Below are 21,360 nucleotides of genomic sequence, written 5' to 3'. Positions count from 1 at the left end.
CCGGCATGGCTTCTACGGGCACGCAGGGCGGCACGGCGGACCGGCCCGCCAGGTTCTTCCGCGACGCGGCGGAGTTCCGCGCGTGGCTCGAGGCGAACCACGAGACGGCCACCGAGCTGTGGATGGGGCTCAACGCGAAGCACGTCGAACCCCGCGGCCTGACGTGGGCTGAGGCGGTTCCGGAGGCGCTCTGCTTCGGCTGGATCGACTCGCTCTCGCAGCGCATCGACGACGACGCTCGCCGACAGCGCTGGACGCCGCGGAAGGCGACCTCCAACTGGTCGGCCGTCAACGTGGCGCACGTCGAGCGGCTCACGGCGGAGGGGCGGATGCGCCCGGCAGGGATCGCCGCGTTCGAGGCCCGGCGCGACGACCGCACCGCGATCTACGCCTACGAGACGCAGGTGGATGCGCTGCCGCCCGACCTGCAGGCGCACCTCGACGCGTCGCCCGCCGCGCAGGCGTTCCTGGCCGCCGCGACCGCGACCTACCGGCGCGGCGCGATCGCCTGGGTGCTCGGCGCGAAGCGCGCGGAGACGCGCGAGCAGCGGGCGCGGCAGCTGGCCGACGACTGCGCCGCGGGCAGGCTCATCCCACCGCAGCGCTATGGCGAGACCCCGAAGTGGGTCGACCGCGCGGCGGCTGCGGCGCGCGCCGCCAGCTGATCGCGCCGCCGCGACGCGGCGGTGGCGACCGCTACCGCTCCAGGTAGCGGGCGAGGTTCGCGAGCGACGAGCCGAGGCCCACCTCGTGGTCCTCCTGCGCGATGCCGGCCGGCACATCCGTCGCCGAGACCGTCACGCGCGTGCCGGCCTGCACCGGCTCGAGCCGCCACGTCATGCGCATGTCGCCGCGGAAGCGCTCCTCGTCGGTCTCGAACGCCACCCGCTGGACGACCAGCCGCCCGGGGACGAGCTCGACGAAGGTGACGACCGACGCATCCGTGTCGTCGGTCGTCTTCGTGTCGTCGGGGTGCTCGAAGCGCAGCACGGCGCGGAAGCCGCCGCCCTCGCGAGCGTCCATGTCCTCGATCGTGCCGGTCGTACCCTCGGGCGGCAGCCATGCGGCGAGCGCGGCCGGGTCGAGCAGCGCCTCGTAGACGCGCTCGGGCGCGACGGCGATCACCGTGCCCGCGCGGTCGATGCGCGTCCCCGCCTCGGCGGCATCCGGCGCGCCGACGCGACCGCTCGCGATCGCGCGCACGGCAGCGGCGAGCCCGAGTGCGAGGTCGTCGAACGTGAGCGCGGATGCGGTGGGCGCCGCGGTCGCGTCGGTCTCGCGCCCGACGCCCGCGGTGCCGCTCGAGCGCACCGCCGGCACGTGCACGAAGCCACCGGGCACGTCGAGGCCGGCGGCGAGGTAGGCGACGTGGTTGCACAGGAAGCGGCCGGCATCCTCGCTCGGCTGCGCCGGCAGGCCCACCGCGAGGATCGCGCCGGCGAGCGCGTCGACGTCGAACCCGGATGCGCGCCGCGGCGGGCCGTCCGGGTCGATCGGCGTGCCCTGCGGCTGGTCGCCGTCGTTGTCCGGGATGCGGGCGTCGTCCTCGTTCACGCTCCAGCGCTCCGGCGTGATCGCCGTGCGGCCGCCGGCCTCCCCGATGGCGAGCACAGCATCCGGCCGGTGCTCGGCGACGAGCGCCGCGAGCGCCTCCCCCGCTGCCGCGAAGGCGACCGGCAGGGTGCCGGTGACGAGCTCGACGCCCGGCTGCGGGTCGGCCCACCAGGCCTGCTCGAGCCTGCGCACCGCCTCGAGGCTCGCGTTCTCGGCGTCGCCGCCGAACGGCTCGAACCCGGTCACGAGGATGCGCATGCGACCCAGTCTGCCGCGCCTCGACTACTCCTCGAACTCGATCGCGATCGGCATGTGGTCGGAGAGCGCAGGCCGCGCGAGGCGCACCTGCCGCGATCGCGGCAGCGGATCGGCGCTCAGGATGTGGTCGATCTGCACGAGCGGCCGCTGCTGCGGGAAGGTCGCGCCGCGCGCGAGGAGGTCGGCCTCCGCGACCCGGCGCACGACCGCGGGCGGCAGGTTCAGGTCGCCCATCAGCACCCTCGGCCCCGGCAGCCGGCGCAGCCATCGCATCGTCCGCCGCAGCTGCCGCACGTTCACGCCCTGCAGGAACGACAGGTGCGTGCAGGCCACGGTCCAATCGCCGAGCGGCGTGCGGATCGTGGCCGCGACGACCGCGCGCGGCTCGTCGCGCAGCCAGAGGACGCTGCGCGTCTCGGGCATCAGCACCGGCGCGCGGAAGCGCGCCGACGACTCGAGCCGGAGGACGTGCCAGCGGAGCACCGGATATCGCGAGACGAGCGCGATGCCGTAGCCGTCGGCGACCGCGTCGAGGTCTGCGGCCTCCGCGGCGCGCCACTCGCGCGCCGGGTCGCCGATGATGGCGGGCACGAACCGCGCGACGGCGCTGCCCGTCGCCTCGGCGGCGATCTCGGCGAGGTCGAGCAGCCCGGAGCGCGCCTGCCCGCGATCGACCTCCTGCAGCGCGAGCACATCGGCATCGATCGCCGCGATCGCGCGCGCGAAGCGATCCCCATCGACCGCGGCGTCGGCGCTCGTCCGGCCGTGCAGGACGTTCCACGAGGCGAGCCGCATGCCTGCATCCTGCCTGCGGAGGCCTCTCGACACCGGATGCCGCGCGGCACGGCAGGATGAGACCGTGACGATCGCAGGCCTCGACGTGGGCGGGACGAAGATCGCGGGGGTCGCCCTCCGCGCGCGCGGCGGCGACCGAGGCAGCGGTCCTGCCTGGACCGAGGACGACGTGCTGGCCCGCACCCATCGGGCCCACCGCATCCACGGGCCCGAGGCGCTGCTCGACGCGCTCGAGGCCGCGGTGCGCGAGCTCGACGAGCTGCTCGCCGAGGAGGGCCACGCGCCGATCGAGGCAGTCGGCCTCGCCATCGCGGCGTGGCTGACGCGCGACCGCGAGATCGTCACCTGGGCGGCGCACCTCGCGGTGCGCGACTTCGCCCTGCGCGCGGCGCTCGCCGAACGGCTCGGCGTGCCCGTGACGATCGACAACGACGCGAACGGCTACCTGGTCGGCGAGGCGGCGATGGGGGCGGCGGCGGATGCGTCGTCGTCGATCCTCATCGCGCTCGGCACCGGCGTCGGCGGCGCGTTCGTCGTCGACGGCCGGCCGCTCATCGGTGCGCACGGCCTCGGCGGCGAGCTCGGCCACGTGACCGTCGACGAGCAGGGACCGGTCTGCTCGTGCACGGCCCGCGGCTGCATCGAGGCCTACGCGGGCGGCAACGCGCTCGCCCGCGACGCGGCCGCGGTGCCGGCGGCGGTCGCGCTCGCGCCGGGCGGCCGGGCGACCGCCGTGCACCTCGAGCGGGCGGCGCGCGCCGGCGATGCGACGGCGCTCGCCGTGCTCGAGCGGGCCGGATGGGCGGTGGCCGCGGGGCTGCGCCGCCTGCTGCCCGCCTTCGATCCCGAGGTGGTCGTGCTCGGCGGCCGCGTGATGCTCGAGTGCGCCGACCTGCTGCTGCCGGTCATCGAGCGGGAGCTCGCCACGCACGCGCCGCTCCAGGGCGTGCCGCAGCCGCGCCGGCTCGAGCTCGCCCGCCTCGGCGGCCACGCCGCAGCGATCGGCGCGGCGGTGCTCGCCGCTCGCTGACCGCCGCGCCGCGCCGCAGCTCGGGCCACGCCCGTCGCTCAGGCCTCCGTCCGGTCCTCTCGCCCGTCGATGCCGCCGCCCAGCTCGAAGCGGTAGCCGCTGCCGTCGGCGGTGACGATGTGCACGGGCTCCCTCGGCTCGGGCTCGAGCTTCTTGCGCAGCTGCGCGATGTAGAAGCGGAGGTTGCTGGACGTGCGCGAGTAGTACGGCCCCCACATCGCGTCGAGCAGCGACTCGCGGGAGACCGCCCTGCCCTGCTGCTCGACGAGGAGCTCGAGCAGCCGCCACTCGGTCGGCGTCAGGCGGATCGCCCGGTCGCCCCGCATCGCGCGGCGCGCGGCGAAATCGACGGAGATGCCGGCGAAGGCGATCGTGCCGAGGCTGGGCTCGTCGGGGATGCGCCGGCTGAGCGCACGGAGCCGTGCCAGCAGCTCGTCGATCGCGAACGGCTTGGTGATGTAGTCGTCGGCGCCCACGTCGAGCGCCTCCACCTTGTCGGCCGAGCCCGTGCGTCCGGAGACGACGAGAATCGGCGTCGACGACCAGCCGCGGATGGCCTGGATCACCTCGACGCCGTCGAGCCCGGGCATGCCGAGGTCGAGCATGATGAGGTCCGGCCGGGCGTCGACCGCGAGCGAGACCGCCGCGGTGCCGTCGGGGGCGGCGATCACCTCATAGCCCTTGGCGGTGAGCGTGATGCGGAGGGCGCGCAGCAGCTGCGGGTCGTCGTCGGCGATGAGGATCTTCATGCTGGCTCCTGGGCGGCGTCGGCCGCGTGCAGGGTGACGACCATGGTGAGGCCGCCTCCGGGTGTGTCTTCCGCCTCGAGCGTGCCACCCATGCCCTCGACGAAGCCCCGCGCCAGGGCGAGCCCGAGGCCGAGCCCGGTCGTGTTGTCGGTGTCGCCGAGCCGCTGGAAGGGCACGAACACCTCGTCGCGTCGATCTGCCGGGATGCCGGGTCCGTGATCGACGATGCGCACCTCGACGCGCCCGGCGAAGGCGCTCGTGGCGATGCGGACGCGGGCGTCCGGCGGCGAGTGGCGGCGAGCGTTCGCGAGCACGTTCACGAGCACGCGCTGCAGCAGCACGGGGTCGGCGAGCACGTCGGTCGGCGCCGCTGCGTCCATCGCGTCAAGGTCGAGGTCGAGGTCGACCTCCGCAGCCGACAGCTCCAGCTCCTCCACAGCGGCCAGCACGACGGCGGCGGGGTCGACACGGGTCGACGAGATCGCCAGCACGCCGGCCTGGAGCCGCGAGACGTCGAGCAGATCGGTGAGGAGGGCCGTGAGGGCCTCCAACGACTCCTCGGCTGTCGCGAGCAGCTCGTCACGATCCTCGTCCGCGAGCATGTCGCCGGTGGCCCGCAGCCCGCTGACCGCGGCGACCGCGGCCGCGAGCGGCCGTCGCAGGTCGTGGCTGACGGCCGCGAGCAGGGCGGTGCGGACCTTGTCGTTGGCGGCGAGCGGCGCGACCTCGCTCGCCGTCTCGGCGAGGTCGTCGCGCTCGAGGGCGGCCTCGAGCTGCGCGACGATCACGCCCAGCAGCCGACGCTCGTTCGCGGCGAGCTCGCGGCCGTGCAGCTGGAGCGTCGCCTGGTCGCCGACCGGGATCGATGCGGGCTCCCGCGTCGACGCACCCGACCGGAGGGCGACCGTGCCGCCGTCGACGAGGGCGACGCTCTCGAGCCCGAACGCCTCACGGGCGCGCTCGACGAGCGCCTGCAGCGCGTCGTCGCCGCGCAGCACGCTGCCGGCGACCATCGCGAGCAGCTCCGCCTCCGCCGCTGCCCGTCGGGCGGCTCGGGTCTGGCGAGCAGCCCTGTCGACGACGATGCTGACGAGCACGGCGATGATGACGTACAGCGCGATGGTCGCCGCATGCACCGGCTCGTCGATCGAGATCGTGTAGATCGGGTCCGTGAACAGGAAGTTCAGCGTCAGACCGCTCATGACCGCGGCGAACACCGCAGGCCACAGACCACCGACGAGTGCGACGATCACGACGAGCAGCTGGAAGGCGAGCACGTCGGTGGTGAGCAGGTCCTGCTCCTCCTCCCGGGCGCCCGCGAGCAGCCACGCCAGCAGCGGCCCGGCGGTGAGCGCGAGCGCGAAGCCCGCGACTCGGCGAGCCGTGGAGAGCGCGCTTCCGAGCTGCGGCAGTCGGAGCTTGCCCCCGGCTGCCGCGTGGTTGACGACGTGCACGTCGATGCGGCCGGCGGCGCGGATCACGCTCTGCCCAATGCCGGGGCCGGTGAGCGCCGACTGCAGCCGACCGCGGCGGGACACACCGATCACCAGCTGCGTCGCGTTCACGGCCTTCGCGAAGTCGACCAGTGCTGCCGGGATGTCGTCGCCGACGACCTGGTGGAAGGTGCCGCCCAGCTCCTCGACGAGCGCGCGCTGCCGGGCGAGCGCCTCGGGATCACCACGGCGGAGACCGTCCTGCGTCGTGACGTGCACCGCGAGGAGCTCGCCGCCGGACGACCGGGTGGCGATGCGCGCGCCGCGCCGCAGCAGCGTCTCGCCCTCGACCCCACCGGTGAGCGTCACGACGACGCGCTCGCGCGCCTCCCACGACGCGTCGATGCCCTGCTCGGCTCGGTACCGCTGCAGCGCCTGGTCCACCTCGTCGGCGAGCCACAGGAGCGCCAGCTCGCGGAGCGCGGTGAGGTTGCCGAGGCGGAAGTAGTTCGACAGGGCCGCGTCGATGCGCTCGGCCGGGTAGACGCTGCCGCCCGCGAGCCGATCGCGCAGCGCCTGCGGCGAGAGGTCCACGACCTCGACCGTGTCGGCCTCGCGCAGCACGTGGTCGGGGATGGTCTCGCGCTGCGCGATGCCGGTGATCCGCTGGACCACGTCGTGGAGCGACTCGATGTGCTGGATGTTGACGGTCGAGATCACGTCGATGCCGGCGTCGAGCAGCACGTGCACGTCCTGCCAGCGCTTCTCGTTGCGGCTCCCGGGCGCGTTCGTGTGCGCGAGCTCGTCGACGAGCGCGAGCTCGGGCGCCCTGCGGAGCACGGCGTCGAGGTCCATCTCGTCGAGGCGCATGCCTCGGTGCGTGACGTCGGCGCGCGGCACGACCTCGAGGTCCGCGACCATGGCCGCGGTCGCGGCACGCCCGTGCGTCTCGACGAGCGCCACGACCACATCGCGCCCCTCGGCATGCAGCCGCCTGCCCTCCTCGAGCATCGTGTAGGTCTTGCCGACGCCGGGGGCGGCGCCGAGCAGCACACGCAGCCGCCCCCGTGCCACGTCAGCCGTCCAGGCCGTCGAGCGCGACGTTCAGCTCGAGCACGTGCACCACGGGCGCGCCGCCGATGCCGGCGACGGGGGTGGTGGTGTGCGCGGCGACGAGCGCCCGCAGCACGGCAGGCTCGAGTCCGCGCTCGACGGCGACGCGCTCCACCTGGATGGCGGCGTACGCGGGCGAGATGTGCGGGTCAAGGCCGGAGGCGGAGGCGGTCACCGCGTCGGCGGGCACATCCTCCTCGGCGACGCCGTCGCGCTCCGCCACCTCTGCGCGGCGCTCCTCCACAGCGGCGATGAGCTCCGGGCTCTCCGGGCCGAGGTTCGAGCCGGAGGAGAGCCCGCCGTCGTACCCGTCGCCCGCCGCGGACGGCCGTGGCTGGAAGTACGCCGGCAGCGGCTCGCCGTCGGCGCCGGTGAAGGGCTGGCCGATCGAGGACGACCCGATCACTCGCCCCTCATCGTCGCGGAGGAGAGAGCCGTTCGCCTGGGCGGGGAGGGCCAGCTGGCCGACGCCGGTGATCACGAGCGTGTAGAGCACGCCGGTGGTGATGGTCAGGACCGCGACGGCGCGCGCCGACACCCACAGGGTGCGGGCAGTGGTTCTGGTGCTGGACATGGGTGCCTCTCAGAAGCCGGGGATGAGGCGCACGACGAGGTCGAGGAGCCAGATGCCGATGAAGGGGGCGACGAGACCGCCGAGCCCGTAGACTAGGAGGTTGCGGCCCAGCAGCTGGGACGCCGCGACCGGCCGGTAGCGCACACCCTTGAGGGCGAGCGGGATAAGCGCCACGATCACCAGCGCGTTGAAGATGACGGCTGACAGTACCGCGGACGCCGGCGAGTGCAGCCCCATGACGTTGAGCACGCCGAGCCCGGGGAACACGCCCATGAACATCGCCGGGATGATGGCGAAGTACTTCGCGACGTCGTTGGCGATCGAGAACGTCGTCAGCGCGCCGCGGGTGATGAGCAGCTGCTTGCCGATCCGCACGATGTCGATGAGCTTCGTGGGATCCGAGTCGAGGTCGACCATGTTGCCCGCCTCCTTCGCCGCCGACGTGCCCGAGTGCATCGCGACGCCCACGTCCGCCTGCGCGAGCGCAGGGGCGTCGTTCGTGCCGTCGCCCGTCATGGCCACGAGGCTGCCGCCCTCCTGCTCCTTCCGGATGAGCGCGAGCTTCTGCTCGGGCGTCGCCTCGGCGAGGTAGTCGTCGACCCCTGCCTCCTTCGCGATCGCCGCAGCGGTGAGCGGGTTGTCGCCCGTGATCATGACGGTGCGGATGCCCATGGCGCGCAGCTCCGCGAAGCGCTCCGTCAGGCCCTCCTTGACGACGTCCTTGAGGTGGACGACGCCCAGGGCGCGAGCCGGCGCGCCCGGTGCGGCGATCGCGACGACGAGCGGCGTGCCGCCGGACGACGCGATCGCGTCGGTCGCGGTTCCGAGCGCCTGCGCGTCCGCCTCGGAGAGCGGCGCCCCCTCTGCCGCGAGCCACGCGCGCACCGCCGAGCCGGCGCCCTTGCGGATCCGGGTGCCGTCGGGCTGGTCGAGTCCCGACATGCGCGTCTCCGCGGTGAAGGGGACGACGTCGCCCGGCGTGCGCGCGTCGAGCGTCATCCCCTCGGCGCGCGCCAGCTCCACGATGGACTGGCCCTCCGGCGTGGGATCCGCGAGCGACGAGAGCGCCGCCGCACGCAGCAGGTCCTCGCGGGTGACGCCCGCGAGCGGCACCACGTCCGTCGCGCGGCGGTTGCCGTAGGTGATCGTGCCGGTCTTGTCGAGCAGCAGCGTCGTCACGTCGCCAGCCGCCTCGACGGCGCGGCCCGACATCGCCAGGACGCCGCGCTGCACGAGCCGGTCCATCCCGGCGATGCCGATCGCGCTCAGCAGCGCGCCGATCGTCGTGGGGATGAGGCACACGAGGAGCGCGATGAGCACGGCGAGGGACACGGGGCTCGCGGCGTACGACGCGATCGGGTTGAGCGTGAGCGCCACGAGCACGAAGACGATCGACAGCGACGCGAGCAGGATGTCGAGCGCGATCTCGTTCGGCGTCTTCTGCCTCGCGGCCCCCTCGACGAGCGAGATCATCCGGTCCACGAACGTCTCGCCCGGCTTCGACGTGATGCGCACGACGATGCGGTCGGAGAGCACGCGCGTGCCGCCGGTGACGGCGCTGCGGTCACCGCCCGACTCGCGGATGACGGGCGCGGACTCGCCCGTGATGGCCGACTCGTCGACGGAGGCGACGCCCCACACGACGTCGCCGTCCCCGGGGATCAGCTCGCCCGCCGTGACGACGACGTGGTCGCCCAGCCGCAGGTCGCTCGAGGCGACCGCGGCCGTGCGCGCGCGCTCGGCGGGCGCGTCGGCGTCGGCGTCGTAGGCGTGCACCCGCTGCGCGGTCGTGCTGGTCCTGGTGGCGCGCAGCGAGTCGGCCTGCGCCTTGCCACGCCCCTCCGCGATCGCCTCGGCGAGGTTCGCGAAGAGCACCGTCAGCCAGAGCCACACGGCGATGATGGCGGTGAAGGCCACCGGCACCTGCGTGCCGCCGGACGTGCCGGGGCCGCCCGCGAAGGGCTCGATGACGGCGATCGCCGTGGTGAGGACGGCCCCAGCCCAGACGATGAGCATGACGGGGTTGTGCCACAGGTGCCGGGGCGACAGTCGTCGGACGGCGCCCGGGACGGCCTGCCGGACCTGCTCCCAACCGATGCCCGAGCGCTTCGTCTCGGGGGGTGATGCGGGCGCCTCGGGCGCCTGGATGACGGCGGTCATGCGACCAGCCCTTCTGCGAGCGGACCGAGCGCGAGCACCGGGAAGTAGGTGAGCGCGGTCACGAGGATGATGACGCCGGCGGTGAGCCCGACGAACAGCGGCTTGTGCGTCGGCAGGGTGCCGGCGGTCGCCGGCACGTGCTCCTGCTTCGCCAGGGAGCCGGCGAGCGCGAGCACGAGGATGATCGGGAGGAAGCGGCCCAGCAGCATCGCGACGCCGAGCGCGGCGTTGAACCAGTCGGTGTTCGCGGTGAGCCCTGCGAATGCGGAGCCGTTGTTGTTCGCGGCCGACGTGAACGCGTACAGCACCTCAGTCAGCCCGTGGACGCCGGGGTTCCAGATCGACGTGCCCTCGACATCGGCGCGCACCGCGGGGATCGCGAACGACAGCGCGGTGCCGATGAGCACGAGCGCCGGTGTGATGAGGATGGACAGGCTTGCGAGCTTGATCTGGGTGGTGCTGATCTTCTTGCCGAGGTACTCGGGCGTGCGACCCACGAGCAGACCGGCGATGAAGACCGCGATGATCGAGAGCACGAGGATGCCGTAGAGGCCGGTGCCGACGCCGCCCGGCGCGACCTCGCCGAGCATCATCGCGAGGAGCGGCATCATGCCGCCGAGCGCGGTCCACGAATCGTGCATCGAGTTCACGGCACCCGTCGAGGTGCCGGTCGACACGATGCCGAACAGGACGGATCCGGGGATGCCGAACCGGGCCTCCTTGCCCTCCATCGCGGCACCGGCGAGGCCGGGGGCCGTCCCGGCGCCGGCGAGCTCGAACACCATCGCGGCCGCCCACAGCGCCAGGAACAGCACGCCCATGACGGCGAGGATCGCGTAGCCCTGCTTGCGGTCCCCGACCATGGTGCCGAGCATGCGCGGCATGGCCGACGGGATGAGCAGCATCAGCAGGATCTGCAGGATGTTGGTCCAGGCGGCAGGGTTCTCGAACGGGTGGGCGGCGTTCGCGTTGAAGAAGCCGCCGCCGTTCGTCCCGAGCAGCCGGATGGACTCCTGCGACGCCACCGGGCCGCCGGGCAGCACCTGCGCGGCGCCCGTGAGCGTCTGGATGTCCTGGAAGCCGTTGAAGTTCTGGATGACGCCCCCGACGAGCAGCACGAGCGCGCCCAGGATCGAGATCGGCAGCAGCACGCGGACGGTGCCGCGGACGAGGTCGACCCAGAAGTTGCCGATCGTGCCCGAGCGGCGGTGGGCGACACCGCGCACGAGCGCCACCGCGACGGCCATGCCGACGGCTGCAGAGACGAAGTTCTGCACCACGAGCCCCGCGAGCTGCACCGTGTAGCCGAGGGTCGACTCGGGGAGGTACGACTGCCAGTTCGTGTTGGCGGTGAAGGATGCCGCCGTGCTCATCGACAGCAGCTCTGGCACCGCCGGCAGGCCGAGCGAGTACGGCAGCACGGGCTGCAGCCGCTGCAGCGCGTACACCGCGAGCATGCCGACGAGGGAGAACCCGAGGATGGCGCGAGCATAGGCCTGCCACGTCTGCTCGGACTCCGGGTCGACGCCGATCACGCGGTAGATCCCGCGCTCGATGCGCAGGTCCCGCGTCGACGTGTAGGTGTGCGCGAGGAAGTCGCCGAGCGGGCGGTGCACGACCGCGAGGGCGGCGACGACGACGAGGAGGGACGAGGCCCCCGAGAGCCACTCCATCAGAACCGCTCGGGACGCACGAGCGCGGTCGCGAGCAGCACGATCGCGCCGATCGCTGCGACGGCGGCGATGGCTTCGAAGATCATCACAGGCGCTCCACCGCCTTGACGACGAGCCCCAGGAGGGCGAACAGGGCGAGCGCGCTCGCCACGACGATCACGTCGAGCATGTGGATCAGCTTCTTCACTCGGGAGCACGACCGGGGAAGGTCGCGGCCGCCCCGCGGGGCGACGATCCGATCCAACGCCTCAGGCGACGACGGGATCGTCGCTCTCACGGCTTCCTCACGCCGAAGCGCCGACGCTCACGGCCTTCGTGCGCGCTCGGGACGCGACAAGGCCCCTCCCGGCGAGCGGGAGGGGCCTGGTCGTGCCTCAGCTGAGGAGATGCGCGGGGATCAGCCCTGCGCGCGACGCGAGCCGCGGCGCTGCTGGCCGCCCTCGCTGCCGCCGGACTGCAGCGAGCCGCCGCCGGTCGACGACCACGCGACGGACGAGCCGCCGCGCGCTGCGCCGCCCTGGCCGCCACGGCCGCCGCGGGCCGGCTGGCCCGAGCGTGCGCCGCCCTGGCCACCGCGGCCGCCTGCTGCCGCGGGCTGCTTGACGTCGGGGCGACCCGAGCGGTCCTTGCGGGGACGCTCGGCGCGAGCCGCGCCGCCACCGGCGCCGTGCGCGCTGGAGCCGGCGACACCGTCGCGGGGTCCACGACGGCCGCGACCGCCGGCCGAGCGGCCGCCGCCCTGCTGCTGCTGGATCTCGTTGCCCGAGCCGGGGCCGCCCGGGACGGGCGCCACGTGCGGCGCGTACGGTCCGACGAGCTCGTCGACGGCATCCGACGATGCGATGACCATCTGCGGCTTCGCGCCGATGCCCGCCTTGCGCAGCAGCGACATGGTGTCGCCGCGCTGCGAGGGCATCATCACCGTGACGACGTCGCCCGCCGAGCCGGCACGAGCCGTGCGGCCCGAGCGGTGCAGGTAAGCCTTGTGCTCCATGGGCGGGTCGACGTGGACGACGAGCTCGACGTTGTCGACGTGCACGCCGCGAGCGGCGACATCCGTCGCCACGAGCACGCGCACGATGCCCTCGGAGAACTGCGCGAGGTTGCGGTCGCGGGCGTTCTGCGACAGGTTGCCGTGCAGGTCGACGGCCGGGATGCCGGACGCGGTGAGGTGCTTCGCGAGCTTCTTCGCCTGGTGCTTCGTGCGGGTGAAGAGGATGCGACGGCCCTCGCCCGAGGCGAGGCGGCGCACGAGCAGGTTCTTGTCGTCGGCGCCGACCTCGAAGACGTGATGCGTCATCGCGGCGACGGGCGAGTTCGCCTCGTCGACGGAGTGCATGACCTCGTTGGTGAGGAAGCGCTTCACGAGCTTGTCCACGCCGTTGTCGAGCGTCGCCGAGAACAGCAGGCGCTGGCCCGAGCTGGGCGTCTTGTCGAGGATCTTCGTGACGACCGGCAGGAAGCCGAGGTCGGCCATGTGGTCGGCCTCGTCGATGACGGTCATCTCGATGGCCGAGAGGCTCGCGACGCCCTGGTTCATGAGGTCCTCGAGGCGACCGGGGCAGGCGACGACGATGTCGACGCCGTTGCGGAGCGCGGTCTCCTGCGGGCGCTGCGAGACGCCGCCGAAGATGGTCGTGACGGTGAGGCCGGCGGCCTTGGCGAGCGGCGCGATCTCCGTGGCGATCTGGGTCGCGAGCTCGCGCGTCGGTGCGAGCACGAGGCCGAGCGGCAGGCCCTTGCGGCGACCGCCGCCGGCGAGCTCGCCGGAGAGGCGGGCGACGAGCGGGATCGAGAACGCGAGCGTCTTGCCCGAGCCGGTCTTGCCGCGGCCGAGCACGTCGCGGCCCGCGAGGGTGTCGGGCAGCGTGTCGGCCTGGATCGGGAACGGCGTCTCGCGGTCCATGCCCTTGAGGGCGGTGACGAGCTTGGCGGGGACGCCCAGCTCGGCGAAGGTCAGTGTGGTGTCAGTCAATGCGTTGCTCTTTCGTTGAGCGTGCGCGTGCACCCTCGCCCCAGGCACGGCAGGACCGTGCGGGACGAGCAGTGGGTGCATCGACGCAGTTCGGCGAGCGCGACGGTGGTCGCGATCGTTCGCCGTGGAAGTTCGTCGACGCCCGGCTGGACCGGGCGGAGAGAGGAGCGTTCTACGACGCTGGGAAGTGGTTCCCGCTGGCGAGCCGGCTTCGACGCCCTGCTCGCACAGTGCCCCTAGCCTAGCAGGGGAGTCTGACATCGCGCCAGACCGCCCGCCCGAGCCCTGACATCCCCCTGCCGCCGCGGGCTCGGCGGACGTAGGCTGGCTCACCTGAGCGGGACCCGGGGAGGTGCTGTGCTGCGACGCGACGCCATCGGCTTGGGGCTGCTCCTGCCCGGCTTCATCGCCGCCTACGCGGCGTTCGTGCTGCTCGGCACCCGGGTCTTCCCCACCGCCACGATCGCGAGGGACAACGGCATGGAGCATGCCGCGGTCTACTTCCTCGGCGTCGAGGGCGACTCGCCCGCGGCGCTGGCCCTCGTGCTCGGCTGGATCGCGCTCGGCGTCGTCGGCGCCGCCCTCGTCGCCGCCGGTCAGCGGCTCATCGCCACGGCCTCGACCGACAGGCCGCCGCTGCGCCCCGTCGACGAGCCATCCGTCTGGCACCGCTTCGACGTGTAGCCGCCGGCGCGCGATGCACGCCCGCCTGGACGCCGCGCTCACGTGCGCTCGCTACTGTCCCCCACATGCCCAACCCTCTGAAGGACGATGGCCTCCTGATCCTCACCCGCGGCTACGACGCTGGCGCGGAGATCTGGAAGCGCGTGCGCGTTGGCGCCCGCGCCGCGCCGATGCGCGTGCTCGGCGACGACGCGATCTTCGTCCGCGGCAAGGAGGGCGTGCGCCTCTTCTACGACGACGAGAGCGTGCGCCGGCACGGCGCGATGCCGAGCTTCATCCAGGAGTCGCTCTTCGGGCACGGCTCGGTGCACACGCTCGACGCCGCGGAGCACCGGCACCGCAAGGAGACGTTCCTCGGCCTCGCCTACGACGACGCGCAGGTCACCCGGCTCGAGCCGTTCCTGGAGCAGGAGTGGCGGGGCGAGCTCGACGACTGGCAGGCGGGCGGCGAGCGCACGGCGTACGACGCCGCGGTGGGCGCGATCGGCCGGGCCATGCAGGCGTGGGCGGGGCTCCCGGGCACGGCGGATGCGCGCACGCGATGGGCACGCCGGCAGGCGCAGATCGTCGACGGCTTCGGCTCGCCCTACTCCCCCGAGTACCTGCTCACCATGCTGAACCGGGCCTGGTCGGACCGGCACGCGCGCGAGCTGATCGAGGCCGTGCGGGCCGGCACGCTCGAGGCGACGGCCGGCACTGCGCTCCACGCGTGGGCCTGGCATCGCGATCGAGACGGCGAGCTGCTCGATGCGCGCCTCGCGGGCATCGAGCTGCAGAACTCCTTCCGCCCCGCGATCGCGGTCGCGCGCTTCGTGGCGTTCGCCGCGAAGGAGCTGCACGAGCACCGCGACTGGCGGGCGCGGATCGCCGCCGAGACGGCGGAGCGCGGCCGCCTCACCGGCGGACCGCTCGCGACCGCGTTCGCGCACGAGCTGCGCCGCACCGTGCCGTTCGTGCCGATGCTGCCCGCCGAGGCGATCCGCGACATCGAGCTCGACGGCCAGCGCGTGGACGCGGGCGGCAAGGTCTTCCTCGACGTGCTCGGGACCGATCTCGACGACGCGAGCTGGTCGACCGCCTCGACGTTCGACCCAGAGCGCTTCGTCGGCGTGGACGACTTCGAGTCGATCGAGGCCTTCGTGCCGCAGGGCGGCGGCCGCCCGAACACCGGACACCGCTGCCCGGGCGAGAGGGTGACGCTCTCGACGCTCACGAGCGCGATCGCCGCCCTCAGCGACCCGCGCGTGGCGATCTCCGGTGAGGGGCTCGAGGTCAGCCGGCGCCGCATGCCGACGAAGCCGGCCTCCGGCGGGCGCGTGCGCAGCGCATCCGCCGAGCGCCCCGCGACGAGCGGGAAGTGCCCCTTCCACTGAGCCGGCCGGATGCCGATCCCGCAAGATTGCGCACGACCGGCCGCCGGCGCGCTATGGTGCGGTGACATCCCACGAGGAGGTCACCATGGCCCAGAAGCCCAGCGAGACCGGCATCCTGCGCACCGCGCCCGAGGCCGCGGCCCTGCCCGTCGAGCGCTCGCTCGACAGCTCGCGCCGGCCGGAGCCGACGCCGGCTGACCGGCGCCGCAGGCTGGCCGGCATCGTCATGCTCGCCGCCGGCCTCGTGCTGGCGATCGGGGCCATGATCGCGCTCGGCACGCGCGTCGGCCCCACGGCCGAGGCCGTGCGCGGCACGGAGCTGGACGCCGTCGCGACCTTCTTCCTCGGCACGGAGGGCTCCGCCCTGCAGCTCGTGCTCGCGATCGTGCTGCTCGTGCTCATCCCCGTCGGCATCGTCCTCGCCGTGCTCGGCTATCGCCGGGTCACCGACGACGGCCCGGCGCTCGCCGCGGTGCACATCTCGAGCTCCCCGAACGGCGTCATCAACCGGGTGCGGGGCACGGGCGGCCTCTAGCCAGCCCGCCCGCGCGCCGCTCGCGGCCGTGAGCCGCGGTCGCGGCGACGGAAGAGCGCGCCCGACAGGGTGTCGGCCTCGAGGCCCTCGAGCGTGCGGCCGCGCGTCTCGGGCACCTGCGTCGCGATGAAGGCGAGCGCCACGGCGCCGACGGCGGCGAACAGGAAGAACGTGCCGGTGATGCCGACCGCGTCGATGAGCGACGGGAAGGTCAGCGCGAGCACGCCGTTCGCGGTCCAGTGCGCGAAGACGGCCACCCCGATGCCGAGCCCCCGCATGCGCAGCGGGAAGATCTCGGACAGGTAGACCCAGGTGGCGACGTTGAGGAACGTCTGCATCGAGCCGACGAACGCGACCACGAGGGCCAGGATCACGAACGGCCGCAGCGGGTCGCCGGGCTCGAGCACCGTCGAGGCGACACCGATGAGCACGTGGCAGGCGGTCGTGAGCGAGAAGCCGATGAGCAGCGTCCTGCGGCGGTCGAGCCGGTCCATCATCCACAGCGCGATGACGCCGCCGACCACGGCGATGATGCCGGGCGCCACGTTGGCGACGAGCGCGGCCGACTCCGAGAAGCCCGACTCCACGAGCACGGTCTGGCCGTAGTACATGATCGAGTTGATGCCGGTGAGCTGCTGGGCGACGCCCACACCGATGCCCACGAGCAGGATGCGCGTGAGCCAGCGGTGCGCGAGCACCGTCCGCAGCCCGGTCCAGCCGCGCGACTTCCGTTCGACCGAGCGCTCGACCGCCGCGAGCTCGGCGATCGCCCGCTCGGGCGCCCGCACGCTGCGGAGCACCGCGAGCGCGCGCTCGTGCCGGCCGTGCTCGGCGAGCCAGCGGGGCGACTCGGGCATGCGCAGCATGCCGACGAACAGCGCGACCGCGGGCAGCGCGCAGACGGCGAACATGACCCGCCACACGCCGTCGAGGTGGCCGAGCGTGCTGCCGATCACGGCGTTGACGAGGAAGGCGGCGAGCTGCCCGGTCACGATCGCGAGCTCGTTGCGGCCGGAGATCGAGCCGCGGATCTCGAAGGGGGCGAGCTCGGCGAGGTAGACCGGCACGACGGTCGAGGCGCCGCCGACCGCGAGCCCGAGCAGGATCCGGCCGACGACCAGCACCGCGAGGCCCGGCGCCGCGACGATGACGACGGTGCCGACGAAGAAGAGCACGGCGAGCGCCACGAGCGTCGAGCGGCGGCCGAACCGGTCGGAGGCGCGGCCGCCGGCGAGCGCGCCGATGGCGGCGGCGAAGACGAGCGAGCTCGTGACGATGCCCTCGGCGAGCGCGTCGAGCCCGAGCTCCGCGCTCATCGGCCGCAGCGCGCCGTTGATGACGCCGGTGTCGTAGCCGAACAGCAGGCCGCCGAAGCACGCGACGATCGAGATGACGCCGAGGCGGCGCCGGTGCGGGCCCGGCGTCAGCGGCGGCAGGGCGGGCTCGGCCCCGACGGGCGGCGCGACAGCCACGATCGATCCTCCGCTCCCGTGCGGGTTCGCACCCGATCGATCATGCCGTGCCGACGATGCCGGTCGGCGCGCGCCCGGCGGACGCCCGCTAGAGGTCGTCGATCGGCTCGCCCTCGACGACGTCGCTCGCGTCGGACTCCGCGTCGAACGACCACTGCGCCGGCCGGGCGGCGCCCTGCGGACCGACCCAGAGGCCCGAGCCGCCGGGCTGCACGTCGACCACGACGGTGTCGCCGTCGCGCACCTCGCCCGCGAGCAGCGCCCGCGCCAGTCGGTCGTCGATCTCGCGCTGCATGAGCCTGCGCAGCGGCCGCGCGCCGTACATCGGGTCGTAGCCGCGCTCCCCCAGCCACTGCCTGGCCGCCTCGGTCACCTCGACGACGAGGCGGCGCTCGCGCAGCCGCCGGTCGAGCCCGAGCACCTGGATGTCGACGATCGAGCCCAGCTCCTCCATCGAGAGCGAGTCGAAGATGACGATGTCGTCGAGGCGGTTGACGAACTCCGGCTTGAACGCGGCGCGCACCGCGCCCATCACCTCGTCGCGCGCCGTCTCGGGCGCGACCGTCGGGTCGGTGAGGTACGCCGAGCCGAGGTTGGAGGTGAGGATGAGGATGGTGTTGCGGAAGTCGACCGTGCGGCCCTGGCCGTCGGTGAGCCTGCCGTCGTCGAGCACCTGCAGGAGCAGGTCGAAGACCTCCGGGTGCGCCTTCTCGACCTCGTCCATGAGGATCACGGAGTACGGGCGACGGCGCACGGCCTCGGTCAGCTGGCCGCCCTGCTCGTACCCGATGTATCCGGGAGGGGCCCCGACGAGGCGCGCGACCGAGTGCTTCTCGCCGTACTCCGACATGTCGATGCGCACGAGCGCCTTCTCGTCGTCGAACAGCAGCTCGGCGAGCGCCTTCGCGAGCTCGGTCTTGCCGACGCCGGTCGGCCCGAGGAAGAGGAAAGAGCCGGTGGGCTTGTCGGGGTCGGAGATGCCGGCGCGGGTGCGGCGCACCGCATCCGCCACCGCCGTGACCGCCTCGCGCTGGCCGACCACGCGGTGCGCGAGCTCGCCCTCGAGCGCGAGCAGCTTCTCGGTCTCGCCCTGCAGCAGCCGCCCGACGGGGATGCCGGTCCAGGCCGCGACGACCGCGGCGATGTCGTCGGCCGTCACCTGGTCGCCCACCATCCGTGCGCCCGCCTCGGCGGCACTGGCCTCGGCCTGCTTCAGCTGCGCCTCGATCTGCGGGATCTCGCCGTAGAGCAGGCGCGACGCGCGCTCGAGGTCGCCCTCGCGCTGGGCGCGCTCGGCCCGGCTGCGCAGCTCGTCGAGCTGCTCGCGCAGCCCGCCGATGCGGTTGAGGCTCGCGCGCTCGGTCTGCCAGCGCGCGTCGAGCTCCGACAGCTCGGCGCGCAGCCCGGCGAGCGTCTGCTCGAGCGCGGCGAGCCGCTCCTTCGACGCGTCGTCGCGCTCGCGCTTGAGGGCGAGCCGCTCGATCTCCATGCGGTCGACGGTGCGGCGCAGCTGGTCGATCTCGGTGGGGGCCGAGTCGATCTCCATGCGCAGCCGGCTCGCCGCCTCATCGATGAGGTCGATCGCCTTGTCCGGCAGCTGGCGGGCGGTGATGTAGCGGTTCGAGAGGGATGCCGCGGCGACGAGCGCGCTGTCGGCGATCGTCACCTTGTGGTGCGCCTCGTAGCGCTCCTTGAGGCCGCGGAGGATCGCCACGGTGTCCTCGACGCTCGGCTCGCCGACGTACACCTGCTGGAAGCGGCGCTCCATGGCCGCGTCCTTCTCGATGAACTCGCGGTACTCGTCGAGCGTCGTCGCGCCGATGAGGCGCAGCTCGCCGCGGGCGAGCATGGGCTTGAGCATGTTGCTCGCGCCCTGGCTGCCCTCGGCCGCGCCGGCGCCCATGATGATGTGCAGCTCGTCGATGAACGTGACGATGCGGCCCTCGGCCTTCGCGATCTCGGCGAGCACGTTCTTCATGCGCTCCTCGAAGTCACCGCGGTACTTGCTGCCGGCGATCATGGCGTTGACGTCGAGCGAGACCAGCGACTTGCCCTTGAGGCTCTCGGGCACGTCGCCCGCGACGATGCGCTGCGCGAGGCCCTCGACGACGGCCGTCTTGCCCACGCCGGGCTCGCCGATGAGCACGGGGTTGTTCTTCGTGCGGCGCGACAGCACCTGGCTGATGCGGCGGATCTCGGCGTCGCGGCCGATCACCGGGTCGAGCCTGCCTGCTCGCGCGATCGCCGTCAGGTCGGTGCCGAACTGCTCGAGCGCCGACCGCTGGTCGTCCTGACCGGGCATCATGCCGCCCATCCGTGCCATCGAATCCCCCATCCGATCAAACTTGAGTGCTGTCGGCTCAAGTTTACTCCGGATGCTGAGCGTTGGCTAGACGGCGGACGCCGCGCCTGCGGTGGTGGTGGCCGTGGACCGAAGCGCCATGAGCCACTCCGGGTGCGCGGGCTCGCCGAACCCGTGGCGCCGGTAGAGCGCGTGCGCGTCGTGGGTGGCGAGCATGACGCGGCTGAGCCCCATGGGCTCGAGCGCCTCGAGCACCGCCCGCACGAGCGCCGAGCCCACCCCTCGACCGCGCGCGGACGGCGCGACGTAGACGTCGCAGAGCCAGGCGAACGTCGCGCGGTCGGTCACGACGCGCGCGTAGCCAACGAGCTCGTCGCCGTCGTCGGACTGCTCGAGCGCTCCGAAGCTCAGCGAGCCGCGGGCCGCGGCCTCGACCGTCTCGCGGGATCGCCCGAGCGCCCAGTAGGCGTCGGTCGAGAGCCAGCGGTGCACGACGTCGAGGTCGATGCGGGCGAGGTCGTCGGTGACGGAGATCGAGCCCATGCGCGAAGGCTAGCCGTGGTAGACACGCCGCATGGCATCGGGGGCCGCGTCCGGGGGCGACGAGCGCACGCCGCGCCGCCGCCTCGCCGGGCTCCTGCTCGCGGTCGCGAGCGCGCTCGTCGGCATCGCCGCGGCCGCCGCGATCCCGCAGCCGCCCTGGGGCGTCCCGGCGGCGATCCTGCTCGCCCTCGCGTCGATCGGCGTCGCGGTCGGCCTGTCGCTGCACGCCCGCGCGCCGGGAGGGGCACCCGACGCCTGGAGCGCGCGGCGCGCCCGCCGGGGCGCACTCGTCTACGGCGCCTTCCTGCTGGCGGCGAGCGTCACGACCTCCGTCGGCATGCTCGTGCCGGAGCCGATCGCCGCCCTGGAGCCCATCCGCTCCTGGACCGTGATCGTGCTCTTCGGGCTCTGCGGCGCATCGCTCATCGCGGTGGGCACGGCCTCGGTGCCCGGCCCCGTCGCGTCGAGGGACCGGCCGGCCGAGGAGCCGTCGGTGGATGCGCGCGGGTGGATCCGCCTGGGGTCTCGGCGGGCTCCGATGGACGTGCGGCGCGACTGGGCGTCGGCCATCCCGTTCCAGCTGTTCCAGGTGCCCGTGCTCGTCGTGCTGCTCGTGCCGGTGCTGGTGGACCTGGGTCCGTGGGCGGTGGCGACGGCGGTCGCGCTCGCCGTGGCGGCCGTCACCGTCGCCGCCGTCGTGCTCCGACGTCGCAGCGAGCCGCCGTGGATCGCGCCCGACGGCAGCCGACTGCGCCATGGCTCGCGCGAGGTGGCCGCCTCCGAGCTCGTCACGGCGGTCCTGTCGTCCGCGCCGCTCGTGCCGGACGCGACGGAGCGGAGCCTCATGCTGACGCTGGCGGCGCGCCGCGGGTTCCGAGCGACCGTGCACCTGCGCCGACGCGGGCGGCTGGTGCTCGGCGAGGCCGAGACGGCGGCGCTGCTCGACCTGGTGGCGGCATCCGCGATCGAGCTCCCGCACGATCAGCACGACGCGACGGGCAGGTTCTCGAAGTCGTTCTACCCGGATCACCTGACGAGGGCCGAGGCGGAGGCGGTCGTCGCCGATCCGCCCGGCGACGGCGAGCCGCTGCCGATCCGCTCGTGGTGAGACGCCGGCGGCTACGATCGCGATGACCG

17 protein-coding genes are annotated in these 21,360 nt (G+C 73.6%); 6 read left to right on the top strand and 11 right to left on the bottom strand.

Translation table 11 applies throughout. From position 1 onward, the window contains the following. Positions 1-5: 5 nt before the first annotated feature. Positions 6-665, top strand: coding sequence for a YdeI/OmpD-associated family protein (locus ABIB37_RS06015; protein ID WP_354258002.1), 660 nt, complete (start codon positions 6-8; stop codon positions 663-665). Between the two features lie 31 nt (positions 666-696). On the opposite strand, the gene ABIB37_RS06010 is transcribed toward ABIB37_RS06015, so the two are convergent. Next, positions 697-1,812 carry a pyroglutamyl-peptidase I family protein gene (locus tag ABIB37_RS06010; protein WP_354257999.1) on the bottom strand — a complete coding sequence of 372 codons (1,116 nt, stop codon included), beginning with the start codon at positions 1,810-1,812 and terminating at the stop codon, positions 697-699. 24 nt (positions 1,813-1,836) lie between these two features. Next, positions 1,837-2,607, bottom strand: coding sequence for an endonuclease/exonuclease/phosphatase family protein (locus tag ABIB37_RS06005; protein ID WP_354257996.1), 771 nt, complete (start codon positions 2,605-2,607; stop codon positions 1,837-1,839). A 64-nt stretch (positions 2,608-2,671) separates the two neighbouring features. On the opposite strand from ABIB37_RS06005, the gene ABIB37_RS06000 reads away from it, so the two are divergent. Further along, positions 2,672-3,637 (top strand): ROK family protein, encoded by a 966-nt coding sequence (locus ABIB37_RS06000; protein WP_354257993.1) that lies wholly within the window; start codon positions 2,672-2,674, stop codon positions 3,635-3,637. 38 nt (positions 3,638-3,675) lie between these two features. Here the strand turns inward: ABIB37_RS06000 and ABIB37_RS05995 are convergent, their stop codons facing one another. From ABIB37_RS05995 to ABIB37_RS05970, 6 genes are all read right to left on the bottom strand, one after another. Next, positions 3,676-4,386: a response regulator transcription factor gene (locus ABIB37_RS05995; RefSeq protein WP_354257990.1), complete on the bottom strand. Its 711-nt coding sequence runs from the start codon at positions 4,384-4,386 to the stop codon at positions 3,676-3,678. After that, positions 4,383-6,893: a sensor histidine kinase gene (locus ABIB37_RS05990; RefSeq protein ID WP_354257987.1), complete on the bottom strand. Its 2,511-nt coding sequence runs from the start codon at positions 6,891-6,893 to the stop codon at positions 4,383-4,385. The genes ABIB37_RS05995 and ABIB37_RS05990 overlap by 4 nt, the downstream gene beginning before the upstream one ends. A 1-nt stretch (position 6,894) precedes the next feature. Further along, the gene (kdpC, locus tag ABIB37_RS05985) at positions 6,895-7,506 is read right to left on the bottom strand and encodes a potassium-transporting ATPase subunit KdpC (protein ID WP_354257984.1); all 612 of its coding nucleotides are present in this window, start codon (positions 7,504-7,506) and stop codon (positions 6,895-6,897) included. 9 nt (positions 7,507-7,515) lie between these two features. Beyond that, the gene (gene kdpB / locus ABIB37_RS05980) at positions 7,516-9,666 is read right to left on the bottom strand and encodes a potassium-transporting ATPase subunit KdpB (RefSeq protein ID WP_354257981.1); all 2,151 of its coding nucleotides are present in this window, start codon (positions 9,664-9,666) and stop codon (positions 7,516-7,518) included. Continuing rightward, positions 9,663-11,339 (bottom strand): potassium-transporting ATPase subunit KdpA, encoded by a 1,677-nt coding sequence (kdpA, locus tag ABIB37_RS05975; RefSeq protein ID WP_354257978.1) that lies wholly within the window; start codon positions 11,337-11,339, stop codon positions 9,663-9,665. Before kdpA ends, kdpB begins: the two co-directional genes overlap by 4 nt. 397 nt (positions 11,340-11,736) lie before the next feature. Next, positions 11,737-13,314: a DEAD/DEAH box helicase gene (locus ABIB37_RS05970; protein WP_502914032.1), complete on the bottom strand. Its 1,578-nt coding sequence runs from the start codon at positions 13,312-13,314 to the stop codon at positions 11,737-11,739. Positions 13,315-13,671: 357 nt separating this feature from the next. On the opposite strand from ABIB37_RS05970, the gene ABIB37_RS05965 reads away from it, so the two are divergent. The 3 genes from ABIB37_RS05965 (at position 13,672) to ABIB37_RS05955 (ending at position 15,906) form a co-directional block, all read left to right on the top strand. Continuing rightward, positions 13,672-13,998: a hypothetical protein gene (locus ABIB37_RS05965; RefSeq protein WP_354257975.1), complete on the top strand. Its 327-nt coding sequence runs from the start codon at positions 13,672-13,674 to the stop codon at positions 13,996-13,998. Positions 13,999-14,063: 65 nt separating this feature from the next. Beyond that, a complete protein-coding gene (locus ABIB37_RS05960; protein WP_354257972.1) occupies positions 14,064-15,371 on the top strand; it encodes a cytochrome P450 in 1,308 nt (435 codons plus the stop codon). 85 nt (positions 15,372-15,456) lie between these two features. Beyond that, on the top strand, positions 15,457-15,906 hold the full coding sequence (locus ABIB37_RS05955) for a hypothetical protein (protein ID WP_354257970.1): 450 nt from the start codon (positions 15,457-15,459) through the stop codon (positions 15,904-15,906). Here the strand turns inward: ABIB37_RS05955 and ABIB37_RS05950 are convergent. The 3 genes from ABIB37_RS05950 to ABIB37_RS05940 all read right to left on the bottom strand — a co-directional run bounded on the left by ABIB37_RS05950 (position 15,903) and on the right by ABIB37_RS05940 (position 20,223). Next, a complete protein-coding gene (locus tag ABIB37_RS05950) occupies positions 15,903-17,378 on the bottom strand; it encodes a sugar porter family MFS transporter (RefSeq protein WP_354257967.1) in 1,476 nt (491 codons plus the stop codon). The two genes, ABIB37_RS05955 and ABIB37_RS05950, sit on opposite strands and share 4 nt — an antisense overlap. A gap of 88 nt (positions 17,379-17,466) precedes the next feature. Continuing rightward, on the bottom strand, positions 17,467-19,701 hold the full coding sequence (locus tag ABIB37_RS05945; protein WP_502914031.1) for an ATP-dependent Clp protease ATP-binding subunit: 2,235 nt from the start codon (positions 19,699-19,701) through the stop codon (positions 17,467-17,469). A gap of 66 nt (positions 19,702-19,767) precedes the next feature. Further along, a complete protein-coding gene (locus ABIB37_RS05940; protein WP_354257962.1) occupies positions 19,768-20,223 on the bottom strand; it encodes a GNAT family N-acetyltransferase in 456 nt (151 codons plus the stop codon). A gap of 31 nt (positions 20,224-20,254) precedes the next feature. Between ABIB37_RS05940 and ABIB37_RS05935 the strand changes: the two genes are divergently transcribed. Further along, positions 20,255-21,331, top strand: coding sequence for a hypothetical protein (locus tag ABIB37_RS05935; protein WP_354257959.1), 1,077 nt, complete (start codon positions 20,255-20,257; stop codon positions 21,329-21,331). The last annotated feature ends 29 nt before the right edge of the window (positions 21,332-21,360 follow it).

The sequence above is a fragment of the Agrococcus sp. UYP10 genome (genome assembly GCF_040547205.1).
Classification (GTDB): Bacteria; Actinomycetota; Actinomycetes; order Actinomycetales; family Microbacteriaceae; genus Agrococcus; species Agrococcus jenensis.
This window is presented reverse-complemented; position numbering and strand designations above follow the sequence as displayed.

Coding starts and splice junctions, on each gene's coding strand:
- ABIB37_RS05935 (WP_354257959.1), top strand. CDS start 20,255: ATGGCATCGGGGGCCGCGTCCGGGGGCGACGAGCGCACGCCGCGCCGC.
- ABIB37_RS05955 (WP_354257970.1), top strand. CDS start 15,457: ATGGCCCAGAAGCCCAGCGAGACCGGCATCCTGCGCACCGCGCCCGAG.
- ABIB37_RS05960 (WP_354257972.1), top strand. CDS start 14,064: ATGCCCAACCCTCTGAAGGACGATGGCCTCCTGATCCTCACCCGCGGC.
- ABIB37_RS05945 (WP_502914031.1), bottom strand. CDS start 19,701: ATGGCACGGATGGGCGGCATGATGCCCGGTCAGGACGACCAGCGGTCG.
- ABIB37_RS06015 (WP_354258002.1), top strand. CDS start 6: ATGGCTTCTACGGGCACGCAGGGCGGCACGGCGGACCGGCCCGCCAGG.
- kdpA (WP_354257978.1), bottom strand. CDS start 11,339: ATGGAGTGGCTCTCGGGGGCCTCGTCCCTCCTCGTCGTCGTCGCCGCC.
- kdpC (WP_354257984.1), bottom strand. CDS start 7,506: ATGTCCAGCACCAGAACCACTGCCCGCACCCTGTGGGTGTCGGCGCGC.
- kdpB (WP_354257981.1), bottom strand. CDS start 9,666: ATGACCGCCGTCATCCAGGCGCCCGAGGCGCCCGCATCACCCCCCGAG.
- ABIB37_RS06005 (WP_354257996.1), bottom strand. CDS start 2,607: ATGCGGCTCGCCTCGTGGAACGTCCTGCACGGCCGGACGAGCGCCGAC.
- ABIB37_RS06010 (WP_354257999.1), bottom strand. CDS start 1,812: ATGCGCATCCTCGTGACCGGGTTCGAGCCGTTCGGCGGCGACGCCGAG.
- ABIB37_RS05995 (WP_354257990.1), bottom strand. CDS start 4,386: ATGAAGATCCTCATCGCCGACGACGACCCGCAGCTGCTGCGCGCCCTC.
- ABIB37_RS05940 (WP_354257962.1), bottom strand. CDS start 20,223: ATGGGCTCGATCTCCGTCACCGACGACCTCGCCCGCATCGACCTCGAC.